22 protein-coding genes, 3 tRNA genes, 1 pseudogene and 1 riboswitch are annotated in these 21063 nt (G+C 68.6%); of the genes and pseudogenes, 17 read left to right on the forward strand and 9 right to left on the reverse strand.

The features are described from left to right. Nucleotides 1–167 precede the first annotated feature (167 nt). A pseudogene (locus J2852_RS04005) lies at nucleotides 168–1115 on the forward strand (YifB family Mg chelatase-like AAA ATPase); the annotation flags it as partial. A 58-nt stretch (nucleotides 1116–1173) separates the two neighbouring features. Here the strand turns inward: J2852_RS04005 and J2852_RS04010 are convergent. Then, entirely contained in the window at nucleotides 1174–2676 is a 1503-nt protein-coding gene (locus tag J2852_RS04010) for an alpha/beta fold hydrolase (RefSeq protein WP_343206676.1), read from the reverse strand. A 40-nt stretch (nucleotides 2677–2716) separates the two neighbouring features. Between J2852_RS04010 and J2852_RS04015 the strand changes: the two genes are divergently transcribed. The 4 genes from J2852_RS04015 to J2852_RS04030 all read left to right on the forward strand — a co-directional run bounded on the left by J2852_RS04015 (nucleotide 2717) and on the right by J2852_RS04030 (nucleotide 3173). After that, nucleotides 2717–2947: a hypothetical protein gene (locus tag J2852_RS04015; protein ID WP_209872141.1), complete on the forward strand. Its 231-nt coding sequence runs from the start codon at nucleotides 2717–2719 to the stop codon at nucleotides 2945–2947. Then, nucleotides 2938–3013, forward strand: a tRNA-Asn gene (locus tag J2852_RS04020). The genes J2852_RS04015 and J2852_RS04020 overlap by 10 nt, the downstream gene beginning before the upstream one ends. Nucleotides 3014–3017: 4 nt before the next feature. Continuing rightward, nucleotides 3018–3094: transfer RNA gene (locus J2852_RS04025), tRNA-Asp, on the forward strand. A gap of 4 nt (nucleotides 3095–3098) precedes the next feature. Further along, nucleotides 3099–3173 (forward strand) — tRNA-Gly (locus J2852_RS04030). Nucleotides 3174–3380: 207 nt separating this feature from the next. Here the strand turns inward: J2852_RS04030 and J2852_RS04035 are convergent. After that, nucleotides 3381–3578, reverse strand: coding sequence for a hypothetical protein (locus tag J2852_RS04035; protein WP_209871312.1), 198 nt, complete (start codon nucleotides 3576–3578; stop codon nucleotides 3381–3383). A gap of 451 nt (nucleotides 3579–4029) precedes the next feature. Here J2852_RS04035 and J2852_RS04040 point away from each other — a divergent pair, with 451 nt between their 5' ends. After that, nucleotides 4030–4416 (forward strand): MarR family winged helix-turn-helix transcriptional regulator, encoded by a 387-nt coding sequence (locus J2852_RS04040; protein WP_209871315.1) that lies wholly within the window; start codon nucleotides 4030–4032, stop codon nucleotides 4414–4416. A 42-nt stretch (nucleotides 4417–4458) separates the two neighbouring features. Here the strand turns inward: J2852_RS04040 and J2852_RS04045 are convergent, their stop codons facing one another. Then, nucleotides 4459–4995: a hypothetical protein gene (locus J2852_RS04045; RefSeq protein WP_209871318.1), complete on the reverse strand. Its 537-nt coding sequence runs from the start codon at nucleotides 4993–4995 to the stop codon at nucleotides 4459–4461. A 205-nt stretch (nucleotides 4996–5200) separates the two neighbouring features. On the opposite strand from J2852_RS04045, the gene mutS reads away from it, so the two are divergent. The 4 genes from mutS to J2852_RS04065 all read left to right on the forward strand — a co-directional run bounded on the left by mutS (nucleotide 5201) and on the right by J2852_RS04065 (nucleotide 9860). Then, nucleotides 5201–7846 (forward strand): DNA mismatch repair protein MutS, encoded by a 2646-nt coding sequence (mutS, locus tag J2852_RS04050; protein ID WP_209872095.1) that lies wholly within the window; start codon nucleotides 5201–5203, stop codon nucleotides 7844–7846. After that, nucleotides 7843–8802 (forward strand): dicarboxylate transporter/tellurite-resistance protein TehA, encoded by a 960-nt coding sequence (gene tehA, locus J2852_RS04055; protein WP_209871321.1) that lies wholly within the window; start codon nucleotides 7843–7845, stop codon nucleotides 8800–8802. Before mutS ends, tehA begins: the two co-directional genes overlap by 4 nt. A gap of 77 nt (nucleotides 8803–8879) precedes the next feature. After that, a complete protein-coding gene (locus J2852_RS04060) occupies nucleotides 8880–9104 on the forward strand; it encodes a hypothetical protein (RefSeq protein ID WP_209871323.1) in 225 nt (74 codons plus the stop codon). 12 nt (nucleotides 9105–9116) lie between these two features. Beyond that, a complete protein-coding gene (locus J2852_RS04065) occupies nucleotides 9117–9860 on the forward strand; it encodes a nucleotidyl transferase AbiEii/AbiGii toxin family protein (protein WP_209871326.1) in 744 nt (247 codons plus the stop codon). Here J2852_RS04065 and J2852_RS04070 read toward each other — a convergent pair. Beyond that, a complete protein-coding gene (locus J2852_RS04070) occupies nucleotides 9857–10288 on the reverse strand; it encodes an STAS domain-containing protein (RefSeq protein ID WP_209871329.1) in 432 nt (143 codons plus the stop codon). The genes J2852_RS04065 and J2852_RS04070 overlap by 4 nt on opposite strands. A 147-nt stretch (nucleotides 10289–10435) precedes the next feature. Continuing rightward, a riboswitch (SAM riboswitch) is annotated at nucleotides 10436–10515 on the forward strand. A 76-nt stretch (nucleotides 10516–10591) separates the two neighbouring features. On the opposite strand from J2852_RS04070, the gene metZ reads away from it, so the two are divergent. Both metZ and J2852_RS04080 read left to right on the forward strand, forming a co-directional pair. Continuing rightward, the gene (gene metZ / locus J2852_RS04075; RefSeq protein WP_209871332.1) at nucleotides 10592–11800 is read left to right on the forward strand and encodes an O-succinylhomoserine sulfhydrylase; all 1209 of its coding nucleotides are present in this window, start codon (nucleotides 10592–10594) and stop codon (nucleotides 11798–11800) included. A 73-nt stretch (nucleotides 11801–11873) separates the two neighbouring features. Beyond that, entirely contained in the window at nucleotides 11874–12389 is a 516-nt protein-coding gene (locus J2852_RS04080) for a phasin family protein (protein WP_209871335.1), read from the forward strand. A gap of 60 nt (nucleotides 12390–12449) precedes the next feature. On the opposite strand, the gene J2852_RS04085 is transcribed toward J2852_RS04080, so the two are convergent. Continuing rightward, nucleotides 12450–13484 (reverse strand): penicillin-binding protein activator, encoded by a 1035-nt coding sequence (locus J2852_RS04085; RefSeq protein WP_343206677.1) that lies wholly within the window; start codon nucleotides 13482–13484, stop codon nucleotides 12450–12452. 140 nt (nucleotides 13485–13624) lie between these two features. Here J2852_RS04085 and rsmI point away from each other — a divergent pair, with 140 nt between their 5' ends. The 4 genes from rsmI to gshB are packed head-to-tail and all read left to right on the forward strand — an operon-like array spanning nucleotide 13625 to nucleotide 16761. After that, complete coding sequence (gene rsmI / locus J2852_RS04090) at nucleotides 13625–14554, forward strand: 16S rRNA (cytidine(1402)-2'-O)-methyltransferase (RefSeq protein WP_343206678.1); 930 nt, start codon at nucleotides 13625–13627, stop codon at nucleotides 14552–14554. Next, the gene (locus tag J2852_RS04095; RefSeq protein ID WP_209871341.1) at nucleotides 14551–14919 is read left to right on the forward strand and encodes a YraN family protein; all 369 of its coding nucleotides are present in this window, start codon (nucleotides 14551–14553) and stop codon (nucleotides 14917–14919) included. Before rsmI ends, J2852_RS04095 begins: the two co-directional genes overlap by 4 nt. Before the next feature lie 33 nt (nucleotides 14920–14952). Further along, nucleotides 14953–15786 (forward strand): SirB1 family protein, encoded by an 834-nt coding sequence (locus tag J2852_RS04100; protein WP_209871344.1) that lies wholly within the window; start codon nucleotides 14953–14955, stop codon nucleotides 15784–15786. Between the two features lie 18 nt (nucleotides 15787–15804). Further along, nucleotides 15805–16761 (forward strand): glutathione synthase, encoded by a 957-nt coding sequence (gshB, locus tag J2852_RS04105; protein WP_209871347.1) that lies wholly within the window; start codon nucleotides 15805–15807, stop codon nucleotides 16759–16761. A gap of 57 nt (nucleotides 16762–16818) precedes the next feature. Here gshB and J2852_RS04110 read toward each other — a convergent pair whose 3' ends face one another. The 4 genes from J2852_RS04110 to rph are packed head-to-tail and all read right to left on the reverse strand — an operon-like array spanning nucleotide 16819 to nucleotide 19814. Continuing rightward, a complete protein-coding gene (locus J2852_RS04110) occupies nucleotides 16819–17310 on the reverse strand; it encodes a dihydrofolate reductase (RefSeq protein WP_209871349.1) in 492 nt (163 codons plus the stop codon). 18 nt (nucleotides 17311–17328) lie between these two features. Beyond that, nucleotides 17329–18495 (reverse strand): radical SAM family heme chaperone HemW, encoded by a 1167-nt coding sequence (gene hemW, locus J2852_RS04115; protein ID WP_209871353.1) that lies wholly within the window; start codon nucleotides 18493–18495, stop codon nucleotides 17329–17331. Continuing rightward, nucleotides 18483–19082, reverse strand: a complete 600-nt coding sequence (gene rdgB, locus J2852_RS04120; RefSeq protein ID WP_209871355.1) for an RdgB/HAM1 family non-canonical purine NTP pyrophosphatase — start codon at nucleotides 19080–19082, stop codon at nucleotides 18483–18485. Before rdgB ends, hemW begins: the two co-directional genes overlap by 13 nt. A 12-nt stretch (nucleotides 19083–19094) precedes the next feature. After that, on the reverse strand, nucleotides 19095–19814 hold the full coding sequence (gene rph, locus J2852_RS04125) for a ribonuclease PH (protein ID WP_209871357.1): 720 nt from the start codon (nucleotides 19812–19814) through the stop codon (nucleotides 19095–19097). A gap of 157 nt (nucleotides 19815–19971) precedes the next feature. On the opposite strand from rph, the gene hrcA reads away from it, so the two are divergent. Further along, nucleotides 19972–21012, forward strand: a complete 1041-nt coding sequence (gene hrcA, locus J2852_RS04130; RefSeq protein WP_209871360.1) for a heat-inducible transcriptional repressor HrcA — start codon at nucleotides 19972–19974, stop codon at nucleotides 21010–21012. Nucleotides 21013–21063 lie beyond the last annotated feature (51 nt).

Raw genomic sequence — 21063 nt, forward strand, 5'->3', positions numbered from 1 at the left:
GCGCGGTGCGTTCCGCCGGCACAGCCCCCGTGCCCGTGAGTTACGGGGTGCCCAATAGCCACACCCTTCGCATGATCGGTCCATACCTGCCCCCCCCCGGAGAACAAACCGGGGTCAGATTAGATCAAGGCACCGCCGTGTGGCTGGGTGTGTCTGCGCCACCATGCCGCGAGACGGCGAAGCGCGCGCTTGAGGTCGCGGCGGCCGGGGCGCACAATCTTCTTATGATCGGGCCTCCCGGATCCGGCAAGTCGATGCTGGCCGCGCGGCTTCCGGGACTGCTGCCGCCGCTCGACGCTGCGGAGGCGCTGGAACTGTCGATGATCCACAGCGTCGCCGGCAAGCTGGAAGGCGGAAAGCTCCTTCGCAGGCGGCCTTTCCGCGACCCGCATCACTCCGCGAGTCTGCCGGCGCTGGTGGGCGGCGGCGCACGGGCGAAGCCGGGGGAAATCAGTTTGGCCCACCAAGGAGTTCTCTTCCTCGACGAACTCCCCGAATTCCCTAGGCAGACGCTGGAGGCGTTGCGCCAGCCGCTGGAAACCGGCCGGGTCACCGTGTCGCGGGTGAACGCCCACGTCACCTATCCGGCCCGCGTGCAACTGGTCGCGGCGATGAACCCGTGCCGGTGCGGGCATCTCGACGACCCGTCGCTGGCCTGCGCCCGCGCGCCGAAATGCGCGGGTGAGTACCAGTCGAAGATCAGCGGGCCGCTGTTCGACCGCATCGATCTGCACATCGACGTGCCGGCGGTCAGCCCCGCCGACCTCAGCCTGCCGCCGCCAGCCGAGGGCAGCGCGGAGGTGGCGGCCCGCGTCGCCGTCGCCCGCGCGATCCAGGCGGAGCGTTACGCGGGCCTGGGTCCCTATCCCGGCGGGCGCGAGGTGCGGACGAACGCCGAGGCGGATGGCGAACTGCTGGAGAAGGTCGCTGGGCCGGATCAGGCCGGGCGCGCCCTGCTGACCGAGGCAGCGGAGCGGCTGAAGCTGTCGGCGCGCGGCTATCACCGGGTGATGCGGGTGGCGCGGACCCTGGCCGATCTGGAAGGAAGTCAGGCCGTGCGCCGCCTGCACGTCGCCGAGGCGCTGAGCTACCGGCGGATCGCGCCGGGGCGGTGAAGCGCCGGCCGGCGGGCCCCCACCCTAACCCTCCCCCACCTTGCGGCGGGGGAGGGAACTAAGGCCCCTCGAACCTCGGGGGTTTGGAGGCGCCGGGGCAGCTGTTGGGGGCGAGGGTTTCCGCCTCGATGAACAGGGCGGCGGCGGCTATGGCGCAGTCCTCCGCCGAGGTCACCAGATGGCCGGCGTTGCGGAAGACGATGTGGCGGCTCCTCGGCAGGGTGACGGCAGCACGGTCGGCCCACTCGGGCGGGGTCACCGGGTCGTAGGCGCCGGACAGCAGAAGCGTCGGGACGGGACTCGCCACCGGAAGCCGCTCGTATATTTCCTGGGGGGCGGCGGGCCACGCCGCGCAGACGCGCCGGCCGGGGTCGTCGGTGATCACCTTCCCATAAGGGGCGAAGCGGCGCGCGTTGGTGGCGACCTTGTCCGGATCAGCCGGGTTCACCGTTTCCCGGCACTCGATGGAAAAGGCGAGGCCGTCGGCGGTGTCCGGGTCGCCGAGCCAGGAGGTTGGAACCCAACTCGCCAGCCGGTCGTAGCGGCCGCGCGAGGCACGCTCGATCAGCGCCGGCAGGCGCGGCACGGCATCGCCGGACGCCATCGCCTCCAATAGGGCGGACAGGGCGGCGCCACCGTCCAGGCGCACCGACTGCGGGATGTCCGGGTCGCCGATGGAAACCTCGACCGGCGCCCGATCCAGCCGGTTCACCAGATCGAGAAGGAGGCGCTCCAGGTTCGGGTAGGCGGCGCGGCAGGACCGGTTGGCCGCGCAGTCGTCGAACAGGCGCCGGAAGGCGCGTTGCGCCAGCCAGGGCGTCTCCTCCAGCGCGTTCACGTCGGGCGGGTAGACGGAATCGAGCACGGCGGTGCGCACGCGGGGACCGTGGCGGCGCAACGCCTCCAGCGCCACGCGCGTGCCGTAGGACACAGCGAACAGGTTGACCCGCTGGGCTCCCAGCGCGCTGGCAATGTCCATGGCGTCGTCGGCGGCGATGGGGCTGGAGAACATAGCACCCTCCAGGCCGTTCGCCTTGAAACGCTCGGCGCAGACGGTCACCGCCGCGTTCTCCAGCGCGGCGCGGCGCTCCCGCGACACCGGGCGCGAGCGCGGCGAGGCGCCCAGCACGTCCAGTTCGGGACAGTCGGTGTCCGGCTCCGCCCGGCCGACGCCGCGCGGGTCGAACAGCACCACGTTGCGCGTGCGGCGGAAGGGGGCGGACAGGTCCCACCACACCTCCATCCGCTCCTCGATGGCCTCGCCGCTGCCGAAGGGCGAGGCGCCGGGGCCGCCTTCCAGGAACAGGACGGGATCGGGTGCCGGCTGCCGGGCGGTGCTGAGCAGCACGGCGACCGGCAGGCGGAAGGTCCGCGCCGCCGGGCGGTCGCGGCGGTCGGGCACGGCCACGGTGCCGCACAGCGCCGCTTCCCCCTCCGGCACGGAAAACCAGCAGGGGCCGGGCACGAAACGCGCATCGGCCAGCGCTGGCGGGGTCCCGGCAATCAGCGGGGCAGCGACCAGCAGAGCCGTGAGCAGCGGGCGGAAGACGCGGGAAGGCACGGCGGGATTTCGTCCGGACGACGCGGCGAGGCTCCTTTGTTTGGACGAGCGGGCGGGGCTTGTCCAGGATTTCGACCGCTTCGACGCGGTCATGGACACGTCGGTGAGCACCGGCGATCCCTGGGACGTTTCCTTGAATTTGGGGACGGTGCGACGCCAGGTCCAGATGGCCGCGCTCGCGCTTCGAGGCAGCATTCTTTCGGTCCCGATCACTTTCGTGCTTGCATCCGCGGCCGCGGCTCCGTATAAGCCGGCCTCCGTTCCGGATTAGCTCAGTCGGTAGAGCAGCGGACTGTTAATCCGCGTGTCGCTGGTTCGAGTCCAGCATCCGGAGCCATTGCGCGGGTGTAGCTCAGTTGGTTAGAGCGCCGGCCTGTCACGCCGGAGGCCGCGGGTTCAAGTCCCGTCACTCGCGCCACATTGCGGGCGTAGCTCAGGGGTAGAGCACAACCTTGCCAAGGTTGGGGTCGAGGGTTCGAATCCCTTCGCCCGCTCCATTCGGCGATCCGGCCGAATGGTTGCGATCAGAACGACGTCTCCAAGGTCCGATCCGAGTCGTCCCGGCCCAGCGGCCGTCAAAAGCCTTCCCGACGAACATCATTGCACATATGTCGCAGCCGGCCGACGAAGCTTCGGATTGGTTGCGCGGATTTCGGAGCGGCCCGAATCCTTTGGTCAGCTCCACACGGGCGGCTTGACGCAAATCATCCGATCACGGATGTATTGCTCTCCTGCAAACGGGAGAGGAACCCAGGAGAAAACCAATGCAGACCTTGTGGAACGCCTTGCGGCGGAGATGGCTCGATTCCGGCGATGACGCCGGGGTGGAGCACCTGTGCGACCACCTGCGGCGCGATGTGGGCCTGATGAACGCCGATAACGACCATCTTCGGGACCATCATCGGGCCGAACACATCCGGGAACGGAACTTTTCGGACGCCCGGACATTTTTGACCTTGCACGCGTACCGCTGACCGGCGATAGCTGACTCCGTCGGCAATCTGTGAGCCGGCACATCCTTCAACCCATGGAGACCACCATGAAAGCCACCGTACTTACCACCTGGAATCGCCGATACGGCGATCCCGCGATGCGAGCTATTCCGCGCCATACCACCCCGCGCCATGCGCAAGGGCCCAGCCAGTCGAGTGAATTCCGGATATCGAGAGGATCCCATGAGTGTCTTTCTGGGCTTTTGCGGCCGATCAGTCTTCGTTGAGCACGCCCTCTGGGCTTCTCCGGAAGGTTTCTTCGACCTTCGGCGGGAAAACGGGGAATTCGTGATATGGCTTGGACGCCTGCACATCATCTACACACCGGCCCGATGGGGGCCTCGTTCCGGAGGGCTTGCTGATGCCGGCCCGCGTCCGTCATGACGAGGTAGCCACCGTCGTCCATGTGCTTGAGGCGTTTCGCACGCTCGATCCCGACCTGCCGATCCAATACGCGCTGTCGTTCATGACCATCGCGCGGAACGAAGGGATTTCGATTGGCGAGCTTGCGGAACGCCTGGGCATCGCCCAATCCTCCGCCTCGCGCAACGTCGCGGCGCTCAGCCGCTGGCACAGCTTCGGCAAGGCCGGGCTGGACCTCGTCCAGGCCCAGGAAGACCCGCGCGAACGCCGCCGCAAGATCGTCACGCTGACCGACAAGGGCCGCGCGTTCCTGGACGAACTGCGCGCCATCGTCGGCAACGCGGACGTGACGCAAACCGATACGCGCCGGGCCAAATTGGCCTGATCACAAATTAGTCTGATCAGGCCGGGGCAGGCATCGCCCGCCCTACTCCTCGCGCACCGCCAGATGCACGTTCCTGCCGCCTTCGCGGTCGAGAATGGAACCGGCCTTGATCTCGGCCGAACGGTCGGGCACGCGGACCCAGAGGATCACGCCGCCGGCTTCCAGCGCGCGGGTGAATTCGTCCGTGTCGGGGTGGCTGGTCAGTTCGTCCAGGTAATCCTTGATGGCGATGCCGCCCAGGCCCGCCGCAACCAGCGCCGCCAAGGGTGCCGCGATGGGGCCGCCGACGATGGCGAGCAGGCCGGCGGTGGTCAGGGGAAAGGCGTACTTCAGCTCGCCCACCAGACCGGTCAGCGCCTCGTCGCGCGGGGTCGGCGGGCGCCGGTCGGCGGCCTCCAGCGAGGTGTGGCTGGCCAGGATCGACAGGTCGCCGCGCTCGAAGCCGGCGTCCAGCAGGGCGGCCACCGCGCGGTCGAAATCCTCGCGCCGCTCGAACAGGGCGACGACCTCGCGCACTTCCCGGACACCCTCGGGCCGGACGCCATCGGGAGCGGTGTTGCTGTCGGACGGTTGCGTCACGGTCTTTTCCTCCGCAGACTTCGCGATGAGCGTGGGCAGTTTGACGAACGCAGTCTAACGAACCGCGCTTCGCGATGCCATGGTGCCGGTGCGCGCGGGACCTGTCCCGTGCTAGGGTGCCGCCTCCCGCCCTGATCCCAACACACATCCGGTCTGTTCCGTGTCCGAAGCGATTGCCGCCGCCATTCCCCCTGACGCCACGCCGATGATGGCGCAGTATCTGGAGATCAAGCAGGCCCATCCCGACTGCCTGCTGTTCTACCGGATGGGCGACTTCTACGAGATGTTCTTCGAGGACGCGGTGAACGCCGCCCGCGCGCTGGACATCGCGCTGACCAAGCGCGGCCAGCATCTGGGCGAGGACATCCCCATGTGCGGCGTCCCCGTCCACAGCCACGAATCCTACCTGCAACGGCTGATCCGCCAGGGCTTCCGCGTCGCCATCTGCGAGCAGATGGAGGACCCGACCGAGGCCAAGAAGCGCGGAGCCAAGTCGGTGGTGAAGCGCGGCGTCATCCGCATCGTCACCCCCGGCACGCTGACCGAGGATTCGCTGCTCGACGCGCGCTCCTCCAACTGGCTGGCCGCCGTGGCGGAAACGGCCGGCGGGCTGGGGCTGGCGTGGCTGGAGCTGTCCACCGGCGAACTTGTGGTGCAGCCGGTGGAGCGTCCGGGTTTGGGCGCGGCCTTGGGCCGACTCGACCCGCAGGAGGTTCTGGTCTCCGAAAAGCTGTGCCAGAGCCCGGACCTGTATGAGCTGTGGGCCGAATGGAAGGAGCGGCTGACCGTCCAGCCCAACCCGCGCTTCGACAGCGAAAACGGCAAGCAGCGCCTGCTGAGCGTCTATGGCGTCGGCACGCTGGACGCCTACGGCCAGTTCAGCCGGGCAGAGGTCGCGGCGGCCGGTGCCCTGGTCGCCTATGTGGAGTTGACGCAAAAGGGCCGCGTGCCGCGCCTGTCGCCGCCGCGCCGGCTCGGCCCCGGCGCCGTCATGGAGATCGACGCCGCCACCCGGCGCAATCTGGAGCTGACCCGCACCCTGACCGGCGAGCGGCGCGGCAGCCTGCTGGCGACCATCGACCGCACGGTGACGGGAGCCGGCGCGCGCCTGCTGGCCGCCCACCTGGCGGCGCCGCTGACCGACCCGTCGGCGATTGCCAAACGCCACGACATGGTCGCGTTCGCCCTGAACGAGGAACGGCTGCGCGCCGACGTGCGCGAGCTTCTGCGCCGCAGCCCCGACCTGGAGCGCGCGCTGTCGCGCCTGACGCTGGGGCGCGGCGGCCCGCGCGATCTGGCGGCGGTGCGCGATGGGCTGGCGCAGGCCTCGGCGATCCGGATGCTGCTGAACGGCGGGGCCTTGGGGCCTTTGCCGGACGGGCTGGGTGCCGTCGCCAAGGGGCTGGGCGAGCACAGCGAATTGGTCAACCAGTTGACGCAAGCGCTGGCGGCGGAGCTGCCCCTGCTGGCCCGCGACGGCGGCTTCATCGCGCCGGGCTATTCCTACGCGCTGGACGAGCTGGTGACGCTGCGCGACGAGAGCCGGCGGCTGATCGCCGGCTTGCAGGCGAAATACGCCGACCTCGCCGGGGTGCCCTCGCTGAAGGTCAAGCACAACAACGTGCTGGGCTATCACATCGAGGTCACGGCGACCCACGCGGACAAGCTGATGACCGGTGCCGGGCGCGAGGTCTTCATGCACCGCCAGACCATGGCGAACGCCGTGCGCTTCGGCACGGTGGAGCTGTCGGACCTGGAGCGCCGCATCTCCGAGGCCGCCGACAAGGCGCTAGCCGTGGAGCTGGGGCTGTTCAACGATCTGGTGGAGGAGGTCACCACGCGGGCCGACGCCATCGCCCAGGCGGCGCACGCGCTGGCGGCGCTGGACGTGGCGACCTCGCTGGCCGAGTTGGCGGTGGAGCGGCGCTATGTCCGACCGCAGGTGGACGACAGCCTCACTTTCACCATCAAGGGCGGCCGGCATCCGGTGGTGGAGGCGGTGCTGGACGCCGCCAACGCCGGGCCGTTCGTGGCGAACGACTGCGACCTCGCCCCGGACAACCGGCTGTGGCTGCTGACCGGCCCGAACATGGCGGGTAAGTCCACCTTCCTGCGCCAGAACGCGCTGATCACCGTGATGGCCCAGATGGGCGGCTTCGTGCCGGCGGAGAGTGCGCACATCGGCGTGGTGGACCGCCTCTACAGCCGCGTGGGTGCCGCCGACGATCTGGCGCGCGGGCGTTCCACCTTCATGGTGGAGATGGTGGAGACCGCCGCCATCCTGAACCAGTCCGGCGCGCGGGCGCTGGTCATTCTGGACGAGATCGGGCGTGGCACGGCGACCTTCGACGGCCTGTCCATCGCCTGGGCCTGCGTGGAGCATCTGCACGACGTCAACCGCTGCCGCGCGCTGTTCGCCACGCATTACCACGAGCTGACCATGCTGGCCTCCAAGCTGCCGGCGCTCAGCTGCCACACCATGCGCATCAAGGAGTGGCAGGGCGACGTGGTCTTCCTGCACGAGGTGACGGCGGGTTCGGCGGATCGCAGCTACGGCATCCACGTCGCCAAGCTGGCCGGCCTGCCGGGCGCCGTCGTCGGCCGGGCGGAGGAGGTGCTGACCATCCTGGAATCGGGTGAGCAGAACGCCGCCATCCACCGCTTGGCCGAAGATCTGCCGCTGTTCAGCGCCGCCTTGAAGCGCCCGGCCCCGGCCGCGCCGACGGCGGTGGCCGTTGCGGCGGAACCGTCGCCGGTGGAAGAGGCGCTGAAGTCCATCGACCCCGACAGCCTGACCCCGCGTCAAGCGCTGGAGGAACTGTACCGGCTGCGCGGACTGGTGAAGCCGTGAGGATTCCCGTCACCCTGCTGGGCATGGTCCTGGGGATCGGCGGGCTGGCGAACGGCTGGCGCACCGCCGCCCGCATCTGGGACGCGGTGCCGGGTATCGTCGGCGAGGTGCTGGCGGTGATTGCCGCCACAATCTGGGCCGTTCTGCTCGTTCTGTACGCCGGCAAGTGGCTGTGGGCGCGCAACGCGGCGCTGGCCGAGGCGCGCCATCCGGTCCAGGGCTTCTTCCTGGCGCTGGTGCCGGTCACCACCATGATCGCGTCGGTGCTGCTGGCGCCCCATCTGCCGCTCGTCGCGCGGGGCATGATGATCGCCGGCGTGCTGGCGCAGGTCGCCTTCGCCGCCTTCGCCATGGGTGGTGCGTGGCAGGGCGGACGGTCCCACGACGCGACGACGCCCGTGCTCTACATGCCCACGGTGGGCGGCGGGTTCGTCAGCGCCATGGCCCTGTCTAGCTTCGGCCACGCCGACTGGGGCATCCTGTTCTTCGGCGCGGCCTTCCTGTCCTGGATCGTGCTGGAGGGCCTGGTGGTTCAGCGTTTGTTGACGCAACCGGCACTGCCCGTGGGGCTGCGGGCGACGCTGGGGATCCATCTGGCGCCGCCCGCCGTGGGCTGCGTGGCTTATCTCAGCGCCACCAGCGGACCGCCGGACGTTCTGGCGCATCTGCTGTTCGGCTACGCGCTGCTTCAAGCGGCGGTGATGACGCGCCTGCTGCCCTGGCTGCGCGAACAGCCGTTCGGGGCCGGTTACTGGGCCTACACCTTCGGGATTTCCGCCCTGCCGCTGGCCGCCCTGCGCTTTGTGGAGCGGGGCGAGACGGGCGCCATCGCCACCCTGGCCCTGCCGCTGTTCGCGGCGGCCAACCTGATCATCGGCATGATCCTGCTGGGCACCGTCACGCTGCTGCTGAAAGGCGAACTGCTGCCGAAGCCCGAGCCGGCGGCGGCGAAGTAGAAAACGTTTCACGCGACCACATGTCGAGCCAGGGCCGTTTCCTGGACAAGAGGCAGACTGGAGACTATATTTCGTCCATGGCTACGCACACCGCGCCCTGCACCGTCGTCCCGCAGGAATTTCCGGAGCTTGCCCAGCTCGTCTGGAACCGCGACCCTGCGCGCCCGATCCGGGCGGCCGAGGCGTTCGCGCTCTACGAGCGCAACTGGCGGCATGTGGATGCCGGGCACCTGACCCGCAAGGAAGCAGACCTTATCCACGCCCTGACCGACGAATACGGCAACGGCGTCTTTCTGTCGTAAGTCGACCGATCCATGACGGCCACCGCCGGTTTCCTGCGTCCCGAACACGACCGGATCGCCGACGCGCTGGCGTCGATGAACGCGGATCTGCTGCTCCGGTGCCGGTGCTTCTTCGGCGGCGGCACGGCCATCGTTCTGAAGAACGGCGAATACAGGCTGTCTCTGGACGTGGATTTCCTGTGCTCGGACGTCGATGGCTACCGGACACTTCGGATTGCGGCAGTCGAGCAAGGAGCGCGGGCCTTCTTCGGCGAGGGCATCGAGACAGTCCGCGAATTCAGGACCGATCAGTACGGGCTGCGGGCCGTTCTCGCCTGGGAAGGTCAGCGCATCAAGTTCGAGATCGTGCGGGAGGGTCGTATCGACATCGATGGGGCCTTGGACCACGCTCTTGGAGTCCCGCTTCTCTCCGTCGAGGACCAGTTCGCCGAGAAACTCTTGGCAAATGCCGACCGATGTCTGGATAAGAGCATCGCTTACCGAGATGCAATCGACCTCGGATACCTCGTGAAGAACAACGGTGGCATTCCTTCCGCGTCGCTCAACAAGGTCGATAAGGCATACGGCCGGGACGTGCCGAGGAATGTGGAACGGGTTCTTCGCATGCTGACCGATCCGGCCGAAGTCGATCACGCCGCCGAAACGCTGCGGATGAAGCCCGAGGAGGTTTGGGAAGCCGCCGCAAACCTCTCGGCCGCCGCAACGGTCGCGTGGCCGGAGTGGAGCTTTGCTCTCCCTTCCACGCCGCAGGATTAGCAGTTCACCGCCGCCACTTGCAGCGCCCGCGCCGCGACGGCCAGCGGATCCTCGCCGGGGGCGCAGGGGTGAACGGAGGCCAGGACCGCTTCGGGCACGCTGGCGGCGATGTAGTCGTCCACGGACTCGAAGGCTGGGATGATCATGGCGATGCGGGTCAGGCTCACGATCTTCTTCACTTGCCCGCGCCCGGTCAGCATGGCGAGCGGCTTGCCCATCGACACGGCCTCTCCGTTCACGACCAGCAGCATGCCGATGCCGGCGCTGTCGATGAAGGTCAGGCCCGAAAGGTCGAGCAGGTAGCGGCGGTCGGCGCCGCACTTCACCTCGGCGATCACGCCGCGCATCTGGTCGGCGTCCTGCCCGGTCAGGCGGCCGGTCATCACCAGACGGGCGAAGTGCCGCTCGGATTCCTTGCGGTACTGCATGACTTTCTCCCCCGCCCTCGTCGTTGCGGGGCCATGATCCAAAGTGCCCGCCCTTTGGGCAAGTGGACCCGGCATCCCTGCGCTGCGCGATCTTGACGCAGGGGCCCCATGCTTGATGCTTGACGGTGCGCGCAAGCGGTCCTACAAGCGCCGATACGTGGTGATTTGGTCGACCGGCTTGCGGGCCACGTAAAACAACCCGCTAAAAAGGTCCGAGCCGCGTCCGCGCCTCGACCCGAACGGTCGGGGCTTTTTTTGTTTGGCCGGTCAGCCCCGCCGGCGGACAGAAGGAAAGAGGCGGCCATGGCGCGCACCGATCATCGCAATCCGAACGTTTCGGGGCTGCGGCCCCGCTCCAAGCTGGTCCACGGCGGCATCCGCCGCTCGCAGTTCGACGAGACCTGCGAGGCGCTGTACCAGACTTCCGGCTACGTCTACGGCTCGGCCGAGGAAGCGGAGCACGCCTTCGCCAACGACGGCGCTCGCCACGTCTATTCGCGCTTCCGCAACCCGACCACCGCCATGTTCGAGGACCGGCTGGCCGAGTATGAGGGCGCGGAATGGGCCTACGCCACCACCAGCGGCATGGCCGCGGTGCACGGCGCCCTGTGGTGCAACCTGCGCCACGGCGACCGCATCGTCGCCCCGCGCTCCCTCTTCATCTCCTGCTACTGGGTCATCAAGGAGCTGTCGGCCCGCTTCGGCGTCGAGGCGGTGTTCGTGGACGGCACGGATCTGAGCCAGTGGGAAGCCGCCCTGTCCAAGCCAACCGCCGCCGTGTTCCTGGAGACCCCCAGCAATCCGGGCCTGGAGGTCGTGGACCTGCGCGCGGTCGCCGATCTGGCCCACAAGGCCGGGGCCAAGGTGGTGGTGGACAACGCCTTCGCCACGCCGGTCCTGCAACGCCCGTTCGAGTTCGGCGCCGACGTGGTCGTCTATTCGGCGACCAAGCACATCGACGGCCAGGGGCGGTGTCTGGGCGGCATCATCCTGACCAACGACAAGAAATACGGGTCGGAGGTCATCCATCCCTATCTGCGCCACACCGGCCCGACCATCGCGCCCTTCAACGCGTGGCTGCTGCTGAAGGGGCTGGAGACGCTGGAGCTGCGCGTCGGCGCGCAGAGCGCGTCCGCCCTTCGGGTCGCGGAGTTCCTGGAAAGCCATGCTAAGGTCGAGCGCGTGCTCTACCCCGCCCTGCCCAGCCACCCGCAGCACGATCTGGTGCGCCGGCAGATGACCGGCGGCGGCACCATGCTGTCCATCTTCCTGAAGGGCGGCAAGGAGGAGGCGTTCCGTGCCCTGAACGGGCTGGGCATGGTGATGATCTCCAACAACCTGGGTGACTCGAAAAGCCTGATCACCCACCCGGACACCACCACCCACGCCAAGCTGACGCCCGAAGAGAAGGTCGCGGCGAACATCAAGCCCAATCTGCTGCGCCTGTCCGTTGGTCTAGAGGACGCCCAGGACATCATCGAAGACCTCGACCGCGCGCTCGCCTCGTTGTAAAGGGTTCGACCCGGAACCAAATGCTGCGGTGCAGCGTTGGCTCCGGGTCCCGTTTGGAAAGAGGTGAAGGCTCATGGCAGGACGCAAAGCCGGCAACGGCGAACCGACGGAGCGGCTGCTCGCCGTGGCGAACGAGCTGACCCGCACCGGCGTGAAGCATGGCGAAATGGGCGTCGCGGCGGCCCAGACCATCGGCTACCGCACGGCCATGATGACGGCGGCCATGAACAACCCCATCGACTTCATGAACCCGGAGTTCGTCCGCATGGGCTCCGAGAAGGTCGAGGCGATGGTGGAGGCGACCCACGCCGTCGCCAAGGGCGTGCAGGAGTTCCAGCACGCCTGGATGGCCCTGGTGCAGGGGCAGCTGCAATCCACGATGCTGGTTTTCGGCGGCCTGGGGAAGGCCCAGTCTCCGGCCGATCTGGTCGAGTTGCAGCGCCGCAGCTTCACCGAAGCGATGGAGGCCAGCATCCACGCCAGCCTCTATCTGGTCGAGTCGGCGGCGGCTCTGGCCAGCGCCGGCATCGCCCCCGCCTACCGCACCGTCCGCGCCAACGCGCGGCGGCTGGCGCGCCAGCACACGTAACGGCCACAAAATTAAAAGCCCCTCTCCCTTGGCGGGACGAGGGGCTTTTTTTCTGCTGTCTTACTGCCCCAACACCTCGAAGGTGACCGGCGCCGGGTCGAGGACGCGGGAGCCGTTCGGCGTGACCTCCAGCACGGCAAGGCCGCGCTCCACGAGGCCGTTGGGGCGCAGGCGGAACAGGCCGTCGATGCCTTCGAAGCCGCTGGGGTTGTTCAGCGCCGCGCGGTCGAAGCCCGCAGGACCGCCCCGCTGGGCCAGCACCGCCGCAATCGCCGTCGCGTCGTAGGACAGGGTTGCGATGCGCGGCGGCTTGCGCCCGTAGGTCCGCTCGTAGCGCGATTCGAAGTCGGCGCGCGACTGCGGGGCCGGGGCGGCGAACCACGCGCCGACCAGCGCCGGTTCCTGCCCCAGGCCGGGATCGTCCCACAGGCCGGTGCCGAGCAGGCGGACCTGCTGCGGGTTGACGCCGTTGCCGGTCAGCGCGGCGGCCAGACCCTGGGCGCGCGGGCCGCCTTCGGCCAGCATGACCGCCTGCGGCTGGAAGCCGGCGGTCGCCACCTGCCGCGCCGGCTGGGTCAGGTCGGGCACCGCCGGGTCGTAGCGTTCGACCTGCGCCACCTGCCCGCCGAGCTGCCGCGTGGTGTTCTGAAGCGCGTTGACCACCGCGTCGCCGTAGGCGTTGCGCGGGGCCAGCGCCACATAGCGCGTGACGCCGCGCGAGCGGGCGAAGCCGACCACGCGGTTCACCTGATCGCCGGGCACGAAGCCCATCACGTAGGTGCCGTTGCCGGCCTGATTCCAGTCGTTGGTGAAGGCCAGCACGTCCACGCCGGCCCCAGCGGCGACGGGCTTCACCGCCGCGACCTCCGGCCCGAACAGGGGCCCGAGGATGAGGGTCGCGCCTTCTGCGATGGCCTGGCGCGCCGCCTCAGCCGCCCCGGCGGGGGACCCCTTGGTGTCGCGCGGCAGCAGTTCGAACCGGTCGCCGGCCAGGTCGAACAGGGCCATCTGCGCCGATTCCAGCAGCGACTGGCCGATCTGGGCGTTCGGGCCGGACAGCGGCAGCAGCAGCGCGGCCTTCATGGTCTGCGGCACGGCGGGCACGACCGGAGAGGGCGCTTGAGCAACGGGCGGTGGGGCCGCTACATTCGACGCGCAGGCCGTGAGCAATCCAACGATCAACAGGGCGGCGGCGTTGTGCCGTCCCCGAGCGCGCGAGAAAGGTGTTGCCAAGCGTGCCACCGACGATCTCCACATCCGGTACGACCACAGGACCCAACGCCTGTGGTGGCGCTGAAGGTAGCGACCCGAAGGCCGCAAGTAAACTCGGCGCCGGGCTTTATGTCGTCGCCACCCCCATCGGGAACGCCGCCGACATCACGCTGCGGGCGCTCGACGTGCTGAAACGCGCCGACGCCATCGCCTGCGAGGACACGCGGGTGACCTCCAAGCTGATGGGCATCCACGGCATCCACACGCCCTTCGTCTCCTACCATGAACACAACGCGGCCAAGATGCGCCCGGTCCTGATCGGCCGCATGAAGGCGGGGGAGGCCATCGCCCTGGTCACCGACGCCGGCACGCCGCTGGTCTCCGACCCCGGCTACAAGCTGGTGCGCGAATGCGTGGCGGAGGGCGTGAAGGTCACCACCCTGCCCGGCGCCTCGGCACCGCTGGCGGCGCTGGTGCTGTCCGGGCTGCCGACCGACCGCTTCCTGTTCGCCGGCTTCCTGCCCAACAAGAGCAGCGCGCGGAGGGCGGCGGCCGGGGAGCTGAAGGGGGTTCCGGCCACCCTGGTCTTCTTTGAGTCGCCGAACCGCCTGCCGGAATCGCTGGCCGACCTCGCCGACATCCTGGGGCCGCGCGAGGCCGCCGTGGCGCGCGAACTGACCAAGCTGTACGAGGAGGTGCGGCGCGGCCCCCTGCCCGACCTCGCCGCCCATTACGCCGAGGCCGGGCCGCCGAAGGGCGAGGTCGTGCTGGTCATCGGCCCGCCGGGCGAGGAGGCCGCCCCGACCGAGGCCGACGTGGATGCCCTGCTGCGCGACGCGCTGACCCGCCTGTCGGTGCGCGACGCGGCGGCCGACGTCGCCGCCCGCACCGGCCAGCCCAAGCGCGAGGTGTACGCCCGGGCTCTCGAACTGGCGCGGGAGGAGAAGCCGTGACCGCCCCGGACGCGATCCGCCGCCGGGCCGAGGGGTTCGGGCGCTTCGCCGAGGGGCTGTGCCGGCTGGCCCTGCGCCTGAAGGGATACCGCATCCTGGAAAGCCGCCTGCGCACGCCGATGGGCGAGATCGACATCGTCGCCAAGCGCGGCCGGACGCTGGCCATCGTGGAGGTGAAGGCGCGCGGCGACTGGGACGCCGCCAACGAGGCGCTGAACGCTCGCCAGCGCGGCCGGCTGGCCCGCGCCGCGCATGTCTATCTTGCGGCCAAGCCGCACTATGCGGGCTATGTCTTGCGCTTCGACGTTATGCTCGTTACCCCTTGGTCCTGGCCGCGCCATTTGCAGGACGCTTGGCGCGCCTAGATCCAAGGATCGGAAACCAAAAGGACATCGCCTTTGACCAGCCGCGCCGAAGCCCGCGAGATCCTGCGCCGCGTGGGGGAACAGCCGGACGACGAGATCGATCTGGCCGAAGCCGCCTTGGCGCTCGGCGTGCTGGAGCTGCCAGGGACGCCGCTCGACGGCTACCGCCGCCACATCGCCGCCATCGTGGACGATCTGGCCCAGCGCGTGGATCCCGCCGCCGACAGCCTGGAGACGCGCATCGCCCTGCTGCACGAGGTCATCATCGAGCGGCACGGCTATTCCGGCGACCATGACACCTACGACGATCTGCAAAACGCCAACATGCTGCGGGTGATCGACCGGCGACGCGGCCTGCCGGTGGCGCTGGGCATTCTGTTCATGCACGCCGCCCGATCGCAGAACTGGCCGATCATGGGGCTGAACTTCCCCGGCCATTTCCTGGTCCGCATGGACGTGGACGGTGCCCGCGCCATCCTCGACCCCTTCAACGAGGGGCAGGTGCGCACCGCCGTGGACCTGCGCGACCTGCTGAAGGCCACCGCCGGCAGCGCCGCCGAGCTGGAGCCCGGCCATTACCAGCCGGTCTCGAACCGCGACGTGCTGCTGCGGTTGCAGAACAACATCAAGCTGCGCCACCTCTCCGGCCATGACGTGCCCAAGGCGCTGGAGGTGCTGGAGGCCATGCGCCTGTTCGCACCGGAGGAGCCGTCGCTGTGGCGCGAGACCGGGCTGCTGGAGGCGCACGCCGGCAACCTGCGCGACGCTATCGCGGCGCTGGAGACCTTCATGGAACTCACCGACAGCGACCGCCACCGGCACCAGACCGCCTCGCTGATCCAGCAATTGAAGAACCGACTGAACTGAGCCCCGGAGACCATCGTCATGAGCCTTGCTGTCGCATTCCAGATGGACCCCATCGAGTCCATCAACATCGACACGGATTCGAGCTTCATGATGGCGCTGGAGGCCCAGAAGCGCGGGCACCGGCTGTACCACTACCACCCGCGTGACCTCAGCCTGACCGGCAACAAGCTGACCGCCCGCGTGCGCGAGATGACGGTCGTCCGCCAGAAGGGCGCCCACTACACGCTGGGCGAGCCGCAGCTGGTGGACCTGTCCAGCATGGACGTGGTGCTGATGCGCCAGGACCCGCCCTTCGACATGGCCTACATCACCGCCACGCACCTGCTGGAGCACATCCAGCCCAAGGTGCTGGTCCTGAATGACCCGGCCGAGGTGCGCAACGCGCCGGAGAAGCTGTTCGTCACCCACTTCCCCGACCTGATGCCGCCGACGCTGATCACCAGCGACAAACAGGCCATCCTCGACTTCCGCGCGCAGCACAAGGACATCATCGTCAAGCCGCTGTTCGGCAACGGCGGCGCCGGCGTCTTCCACCTGAAGCCGGACGACGAGAACCTGGGCTCGCTGCTGGAACTCTTCACCCAGCTCTACCGCGAGCCGGTGATCGTGCAGAAATACCTGCCGGAGATCCGCCAGGGCGACAAGCGCATCATCCTGGTCGATGGCGAGCCGGTCGGCGCCGTCAGCCGCATGCCCCTGGACGGCGAGGCGCGCGCCAACTTCCACGCCGGCGGCAGCGCCCAGAAGACCGACCTGACCCACCGCGAGCGTGAAATTTGCGCCGTCATCGGCCCGGTCCTGCGCAAGAAGGGCCTCGTCTTCGTCGGCATCGACGTGATCGGCGACTACCTGACGGAAATCAACGTGACCTCCCCGACCGGCATCCAGGAGATCAACCGCCTGAACGGGGTGCAGCTGGAAGCCCTGCTGTGGGACGCGATCGAGCGGCGATACCGCGAGAACAAGGACGCGTGAAGGGTGGAGCTGCCCATTTCCCTCTCCCGATACGGGAGAGGGAAATGGGAGAGGGAATTATGGTGCGCGCTCATAGTCCACATAGCGGAATGACAGGCCGTTTTCGTGCTGGAGAGGGCCGGCTTGCGCTTCCGCCCATTCGGCCCCAAGCGCCGGCATGAAGGTATCGCCCTCCACGTCCTGCTCCACCCAGGTCATGTGGACCACATCGGCGAGCGGCAGGGTTTCGCGGAAGACCTCCGCGCCACCAATCACGGACAGTTCGGAGACGTTTCGTTTCCCGCACCACGCCAGAGCAGCGTCGAGGCTTTGAAACCAATAAGCGCCATCCCGCTCGCCTTTCGGCGCATTGCGGCTGACGATCAGGTTGTCGCGCCCCGGTAATGGCCGGCGGGGGAGCGATTCCCACGTCCGTCGCCCCATCAGGATCGGCTTGCCGAGCGTCAGCTCCTTGAAACGCTTCAGGTCGCTGGGGAGGGACCAAGGCAAGGCGCCGTTCCGGCCGATCACGCCGTTGCGCGACGCGGCCACCACGAGGCTGATGCGCATCCCCGTCCCCTCCCTGTCCTACGCCAGCAGAGCCGCCAGCACAGCGTTCAACCGCTGCCGGCCTTCGTGCGTTGCGCGGACGGTCGTGTCGGTGACCTCAAGAAAGCCGCCGGTCACCAGCCGGTCGAGCGCGCTTGCGTCAACAAGGTCGCCCAAGTCCCGGCCGGCTTCCTCGACCAGACGAGCGCGGGCGACACCTTCGTGCAGCCGCAGCCCCATCATCAGAAGCTCCGAGCCACGGGAGTCGCGGTCGATGGGCTCCGGAGTTGCGGCGCCGTGGCCGTCGCGCTCCACGCGCTCCAGCCAGATTTCCGGGGCGCGGTGGGCGCGGGTGGCGAACTTCTCGCCGTCCAGAGTCAGGCGGCCGTGCGCGCCGGGGCCGACGCCCACATAGTCGCCGTAGCGCCAATAGGTCAGGTTGTGGCGGCTTTCCTCGCCGGGGCGGGCGTGGTTGGAGATCTCGTAGGCTGGCAGGCCGGCGGCGTTCAGGAGGGTTTGGGTGGCCTCGTACAGGTCGCCGGCCAGATCCTCGTCGGGCAGGACCAGATCACCGCGCGCGTGCAGGGGGAAGAAGGCCGTCCCTTCCTCGATGGTCAGCTGGTAGACCGACAGGTGCCCGACCGCGTAATCGAGCGCGCGGGTCAGCTCCGCCTCCCACGCCGCAACGGTTTGTTCAGGCCGGGCGTATATCAGATCGAAACTGAAACGATCGAAGGTCCGCGCCGCCAGTTCGATGGCGCCGGTGGCCTCCGCCGCGTTGTGCTGGCGGCCTAGGAACTTCAGCGATGTGTCGTCCAGAGCCTGGATGCCCATGGACAGGCGGTTCACGCCCGCCGTGCGGAAGGCGCGGAACTTGTCGGCCTCGACGGAGGTCGGGTTGGCCTCCAGCGACACTTCCAGGCGGTCGGCAACCGGCCAGCGGGCGGCGATGCGGTCGAGGATGGCGCCGACCGTCGCCGGCTCCATCAGCGAGGGGGTGCCGCCGCCGAAGAAGACGGAAGTTACCGTGCGCCCAGCCGTTGCGTCTGCGTAATGGTCAAGCTCCCGCAGCAGCGCGGCGCGCCAGCGGTCGTGCTCGATCCGCTCGCGGACGTGGCTGTTGAAGTCGCAATAGGGGCACTTCGACTTGCAGAAGGGCCAGTGGATGTAAATCCCGAAGCCGGGATCAGGAGTCACTTGAAGCATCGCTCCACAAGCTGGCGGAAGGCGTCGGCCCGGTGGCTCATCTCGTGCTTCTTAGCCGGGTCCATCTCGCCGAATGTGAGGCCATGGCCGTCCGGTTTAAACATCGGATCGTAGCCGAACCCTTTTTCGCCCAGCGGCGGCCACACCAGAGTGCCGTAGCAGCGGCCCTCCACCGTCTCCACATGGCCGTCCGGCCAAGCCAGAGAGAGCGCGCAGACGAAATAGGCGCTGCGGTCGGCGTTGCCTTCCAGGCCATCCTCCACCTTGCGCATGGCGAGCTGGAAGTCCTTGGTCGGGCCGGCCCAGCGGGCGGAGTAGATGCCGGGATCGCCGTTCAGCGCCGGCACCACCAGCCCGCTGTCGTCGGCCAGCGCCACATGCCCCGCCGCGGCCGCAGCCTTGGCCTTCAGTTCCGCGTTCGCAACGAAGGTGGTCCCGGTCTCCTCCGGCTCCGGCAAGCCAAGTTCGCCCGCCGAGGTGAAGGTGGAGACGTAGGGGCCGAGCAGGTCCGCGATCTCGCGGACCTTGCCCTTGTTGTGGCTGGCGATCACCAGGGTGTCGCCGGTGAAGCGGCGGGGGGTAGTCATTGAGGAGTATCCTTACTTGACCGCGATGGCGGCCTTCTGGAGGGCGACCAGCTCGTCGATGCCCTTGCGGGCCAGCGCCATCAGTTCGGTGAACTGCGGCTCGGAGAAGGGCTTCTCCTCGGCGGTGCCCTGGACCTCGACGATGCCGCCGTTGCCGGTCAGCACGAAGTTGGCGTCGGCCTGGGCGGTCGAATCCTCGGCGTAGTCGAGGTCGAGCACGCTGGTGCCCTTGTAGATGCCGCAGGACACGGCGGCCACATGGTCGGTCAGCGGGATCGACTTGATGGCGCCGATGGACAGCAGATGCTGGAAGGCGAGGTGCAGGGCCACGAAGCTGCCGGTGATCGCCGCCGTGCGGGTGCCGCCGTCGGCCTGGATGACGTCGCAGTCCACCTTGATCTGCTTCTCGCCCATGGCGGCGCGGTCGGTGACGGCGCGCAGCGCGCGGCCGATCAGGCGCTGGATTTCCTGGGTGCGGCCGGACTGTTTGCCCTTGGCGGCCTCGCGGTCGGTGCGGCTGTGGGTGGAGCGCGGCAGCATGCCGTATTCCGCCGTGACCCAGCCCAGGCCCGTGTTCTTCAGGAAGCGCGGAACGCCCTCGTCCACGCTGGCCGTGCACAGCACATGCGTGTCGCCGAAGCGCACCAGGCAGGAGCCCTCGGCGTACTTGCTGAAGTGGGGCTCAAGGGAAATGGTGCGCAGCTGGTCAAAGGCGCGGCCGGAGGGACGCATCGGCATATCATCCGCAGGACTGTTGAAAACGGCCGGCAGGCTAGCGGCTGATGCCCCCGCCGTCCAGCGCGCAACCGGGGCGCACGTTGATTCGGCTGGAATACCTGCCTAAATTCGGGACGCTGCAATCACGCACGGTCTGGCTTACGTCCGCGACATGATCACCGAGCTGAACCAACGGTCCCGCGAGATCTTTCGGCTGATCGTCGACGCCTATGTGGCGACCGGCGAACCGGTGGGATCGCGCACGATCTCGCGGCGGCTGGGCATGGCCTTGTCGCCCGCGACCATCCGCAACGTCATGGCCGACCTGGAGGAACAGGGGCTGCTCTACGCGCCCCACACCTCCGCCGGCCGCATCCCGACCGAGGCGGGCTTGCGCCTGTTCGTCAACGGCTTGCTGGAGATCGGCAGCCTGACCGAGGACGAGCGCGAGTCGATCGAGGCGAAATGCTCCTCCTCCGGCCGGTCCCTGCAGGACGTGCTGGGCGAGGCGTCCACCATGCTGTCGGGCCTGTCGCACTGCGCCGGCCTCGTGGTGGCGCCGAAGACCGACCGGCCGCTGAAGCACATCGAGTTCGTCTCGCTCGCCCCCGGCCGCGCGCTGGTCGTGCTGGTCAACGAGGACGGGCTGGTCGAGAACCGCGTCATCGAGGTGCCGGTGGGCGTGCCCGCCTCCACGTTGCAGATGGTTTCCAACTTCCTCAGCGCGAAGCTGGTCGGCCGCACGCTCGACGAGGCGCGACAGGCCGTCCTGCGCGAGATCGAGGAGCAGAAGGTCGAGCTGGACGAGCTGTCCCGGAAGGTCGTGTCCGCCGGGCTCGCCACCTGGGCCGGGGCCGGCGGGCAGAACAGCGGCCAGCTGATCGTGCGCGGTCAGGCCAGGCTGCTGGAGGACGTCACCGCCCTGTCGGACCTGGAGCGCGTGCGCTCCCTGTTCGAGGCGCTGGAGACGAAGGAGACCATGCTGCGCCTGCTGGACGCCACTGGGCAGGGCGACGGGGTGCAGATCTTCATCGGGGCGGAGAACGTGCTGTTCAACCACTCCGGCTGTTCGCTGATCATCTCTCCGTTCCAGAACAGCCGCGAGCAGGTGATCGGCGCCATCGGCGTCATCGGCCCGACCCGCATCAATTATGCCCGCATCATTCCGCTGGTGGATTATACCGCCAAGGTCATCAGCCGCCTCGTCGGCTGAGGGCCGCTTCTCCACGCTTCGACCGACGAACCAAAAAGACAACGAGAGAGC

Origin of the sequence: Azospirillum soli (assembly GCF_017876165.1) — a bacterium.
Classification (GTDB): domain Bacteria; phylum Pseudomonadota; class Alphaproteobacteria; order Azospirillales; family Azospirillaceae; genus Azospirillum; species Azospirillum soli.

Excerpts from the sequence above, each read along its gene's own strand:
- J2852_RS04035 (WP_209871312.1), bottom strand. The coding sequence starts at position 3,578 with ATGATGGTCCCGAAGATGGTCGTTATCGGCGTTCATCAGGCCCACATC.
- J2852_RS04040 (WP_209871315.1), top strand. The coding sequence starts at position 4,030 with ATGCCGGCCCGCGTCCGTCATGACGAGGTAGCCACCGTCGTCCATGTG.
- mutS (WP_209872095.1), top strand. The coding sequence starts at position 5,201 with ATGATGGCGCAGTATCTGGAGATCAAGCAGGCCCATCCCGACTGCCTG.
- J2852_RS04060 (WP_209871323.1), top strand. The coding sequence starts at position 8,880 with ATGGCTACGCACACCGCGCCCTGCACCGTCGTCCCGCAGGAATTTCCG.
- J2852_RS04065 (WP_209871326.1), top strand. The coding sequence starts at position 9,117 with ATGACGGCCACCGCCGGTTTCCTGCGTCCCGAACACGACCGGATCGCC.
- J2852_RS04070 (WP_209871329.1), bottom strand. The coding sequence starts at position 10,288 with ATGCAGTACCGCAAGGAATCCGAGCGGCACTTCGCCCGTCTGGTGATG.
- metZ (WP_209871332.1), top strand. The coding sequence starts at position 10,592 with ATGGCGCGCACCGATCATCGCAATCCGAACGTTTCGGGGCTGCGGCCC.
- J2852_RS04080 (WP_209871335.1), top strand. The coding sequence starts at position 11,874 with ATGGCAGGACGCAAAGCCGGCAACGGCGAACCGACGGAGCGGCTGCTC.
- gshB (WP_209871347.1), top strand. The coding sequence starts at position 15,805 with ATGAGCCTTGCTGTCGCATTCCAGATGGACCCCATCGAGTCCATCAAC.
- J2852_RS04110 (WP_209871349.1), bottom strand. The coding sequence starts at position 17,310 with ATGCGCATCAGCCTCGTGGTGGCCGCGTCGCGCAACGGCGTGATCGGC.
- hemW (WP_209871353.1), bottom strand. The coding sequence starts at position 18,495 with ATGCTTCAAGTGACTCCTGATCCCGGCTTCGGGATTTACATCCACTGG.
- rdgB (WP_209871355.1), bottom strand. The coding sequence starts at position 19,082 with ATGACTACCCCCCGCCGCTTCACCGGCGACACCCTGGTGATCGCCAGC.
- rph (WP_209871357.1), bottom strand. The coding sequence starts at position 19,814 with ATGCGTCCCTCCGGCCGCGCCTTTGACCAGCTGCGCACCATTTCCCTT.
- hrcA (WP_209871360.1), top strand. The coding sequence starts at position 19,972 with ATGATCACCGAGCTGAACCAACGGTCCCGCGAGATCTTTCGGCTGATC.